Below are 2,765 nucleotides of genomic sequence, written 5' to 3'. Positions count from 1 at the left end.
CCGCTGGTACGAATATCTGATCCGCTTCGCACTCGGCGGCGCTGCGACCGTCTTTACTGGCCTCGTCAGCAGCCGCTATGGAGCAGTCATCGGTGGCGTTTTTCTTGCCCTTCCAGCCATATTCTGCGCGAGCGCAACGCTGATTGAGAAGCATGAAATCCGCCGCAAGCGCGAAGCGGGTCTCGCTGGTAAGCGCCGCGGGCAAATGGCGGCCGCCGTCGATGCTGCTGGCGCTGCGCTCGGTGCGCTTGGCATGCTGGCCTTTGCGGTCGCATTTTCTTTGGCGGCGGACATCAGCATCGCGGCGGCCTTCCTGGGCGCATCATTTGCGTGGCTCGCTAGCTCGGTGGTGGCCTGGTACGTACGGCGCAAGACGCGCTCAGTGCGGAGTGCGCGGACCAAACAAAGAGCTAAGGAGACCCCGATTTCGCGAAGCCACTGAAGTTGACCTTACGAGCTTGGCATGACGCGACCGCAAGTATTCGAGCCGCTCCCGATCGGGATGCCGTGCTTCGCAGGCGGCGATGGGGGAGGAACCGTGGCCAGTGGCGCGTGTTGATTTAAGCCGCTTAGTTGCTCGCGGCTTGTAAGGCTCAGGATGGCGGACGAAACGAACACTGGCATTGCCGCTCACGGCGCCTCTCGCCTCCCGTGGGTCGAGATCGACAGTTTCAACCTCGAACTGAAAGATGAGGAAGAATTCTTAGGCGATCGCGCCAGCAAGGGTGCCTTTCGAGAAACTCTCGAAACCTGGCGAAAGCCGTTGCGCAAATCCGGCGAAGACCCATTCGGGAAGGAACGTTCTGAAGACGTCAGCAAGAAAGAGCTCGACGCTGCCCTCGGCGGCGACGACCCTGACGCCTCAGTAGTCGTCCATAGCGCCGTTGAGGACTTCGCACAGGAGCTCGCTCAGGTAACGCGCCGCTTCCTCAATACCAGGGCCTGGGACAAAACCGAGCGCATCGTGGTGGGTGGCGGGCTTCGGGACAGCCGGCTTGGCGAACTCGCCATCGCACGCGCCGAAATCCTCCTCAAAGCCGACAACTTCAAGCTCGAGATGCTCCCGATCCATTGTCACCCAGATGACGCGGGCCTTATCGGCGCACTATATCTCGCTCCTTCCTGGATCTTCGAAGCTCACGATTCCATCCTTGCCGTTGACATCGGAGGCACGAACATCCGCTGCGGCGTCGTGGAAACACGCCGTAAGAAGGCGCCGGATCTCTCCAAGGCATGCGTGTGGAAGTTCGAGTTATGGCGGCATGCCGACGACGAGCCGTCCCGTGAGAACGCCGTGAAGCGGCTGGTCAAGATGCTCAAAGGATTGATCGCGAAGGCGGAAGACGAGGGTTTCAAGCTCGCGCCGTTCATCGGCATCGCGTGCCCCGGCGTCATCAAGAGTGACGGCTCGATCGAGAAGGGCGCGCAGAACCTGCCCGGAAACTGGGAGAGCAGCAGGTTCAATTTGCCGGCCAGTCTCGTCGAAGCGATCCCTAAGATCGGCGAGAACGACACGGTCGTCATCATGCACAACGATGGCGTAGTGCAGGGACTGTCGGAGGTCCCATTCATGCAGGACGTAAAGAGTTGGGGCGTACTGACGATCGGCACCGGCCTCGGCAACGCCCGCTTTACAAACCGAAATGGGCGCGAACGCTGAAGCTATGGCGAGAACGCTACTGAAGGCCCCCAACAGGCGAGCAAAGGTTAAGCTGCTGAAGGTTGCCCTTGAGTACGAGCAGCTTGTTCTCCGCTCCGAGAAAGCGCAAGCGCGACCTGAAACCAGCCAGAATGCGGTGCCAGCGCCATGAGAACAGTCGACGAATACCTTCAGCTCTCGCTGCACTACAGAAAAGCAGCTGCAAGCACCGCCGACAGACACGCGCGCTACCAACTTGAAATGCTTGCCCGGAGTTATATGACGCTGGCTGAATCTACGCGGGTTTTGGAGCAGACAGCGCCCGATCTGAGTCAGGACAAGTAAGGCCGCGGCAAAATAGGGCAAATGTCCTGACGCAAACCATGGAAGTTTGGATCTGGCCAGTACCTCGGCCGATCTTGCAGTGCCAGGCTATTCCTTCTCTCGGTGAGGACCCGCGACGATCAGTATCTCGCGCTCGGTTCAAAGAAGTCGACTTACCGCTTGTTAGCGAGGTTTCAACGAAGGAACCCTGCGAACTTCGCGGGTTTATCACGAGTGCAAGGATTTTGCGCTCGGCGGAACGCACGCGTTCGGTAGCAGACGGCGTCGCTGGCTCAAACTACGAAGAGGGCGCAGACGCTCACCCGATCCCACAGAGTTGAAGGAGGCACGTGGTGACCCAACCGACTGAAAAGGAAATTGAGAAGCGCGCCTATGAGCTATGGGAGCGAAGCGGCAAACCCGAAGGCAGGGAGGAAGAATTCTGGCGGTTGGCGGAGCAGGAGTTGCGAAACGAGGACAAGTCATCTCCCCTCCGCACCCCAGACAGCCTATAAACAGAGAAGAAGCGCTTAACCGGATGTCTCATTCCGCAGCAGCCGAAACCATATTGCTGTACTTTGTGCTGCCTCTTTGGTTACTGGCCGGCTTTGCTGATTACCTTTGCCATCGCGCTTCTCGGATTGAGACGACGAGCGGCTATAAGGAAACACTGCTTCATCTGTTGATGTTGATCGAACTGGCGATACCATTGCTGGCGGCAATTTTTTTGGAAATCAACGCTCTCATTATTGCGGTAATGATCGTCGGTTTTGTTACGCATCAGCTGACAGCCCTCTGGGAT

General features: G+C 58.4%; 3 protein-coding genes and 1 pseudogene. All 4 read left to right on the top strand.

The window, feature by feature from the left end; genetic code table 11:
- A partial coding sequence (locus AKL29_RS02800; RefSeq protein ID WP_063779880.1) for a hypothetical protein occupies positions 1-442 on the top strand: 442 nt, incomplete at its 5' end.
- 156 nt (positions 443-598) lie between these two features.
- Complete coding sequence (locus tag AKL29_RS02795; RefSeq protein ID WP_050382906.1) at positions 599-1,660, top strand: ROK family protein; 1,062 nt, start codon at positions 599-601, stop codon at positions 1,658-1,660.
- A gap of 656 nt (positions 1,661-2,316) precedes the next feature.
- Positions 2,317-2,478 carry a DUF2934 domain-containing protein gene (locus tag AKL29_RS40190; protein ID WP_080667266.1) on the top strand — a complete coding sequence of 54 codons (162 nt, stop codon included), beginning with the start codon at positions 2,317-2,319 and terminating at the stop codon, positions 2,476-2,478.
- Between the two features lie 23 nt (positions 2,479-2,501).
- A pseudogene (locus AKL29_RS44300) lies at positions 2,502-2,765 on the top strand (hypothetical protein); the annotation flags it as partial.

Source organism: Bradyrhizobium pachyrhizi, assembly GCF_001189245.1.
GTDB lineage: Bacteria > Pseudomonadota > Alphaproteobacteria > Rhizobiales > Xanthobacteraceae > Bradyrhizobium > Bradyrhizobium pachyrhizi.
The sequence above is the reverse complement of the archived record's forward strand: the minus strand, read 5'-3'. Positions and strand labels throughout refer to the sequence as shown.

Coding starts and splice junctions, on each gene's coding strand:
- AKL29_RS02795 (WP_050382906.1), top strand. CDS start 599: ATGGCGGACGAAACGAACACTGGCATTGCCGCTCACGGCGCCTCTCGC.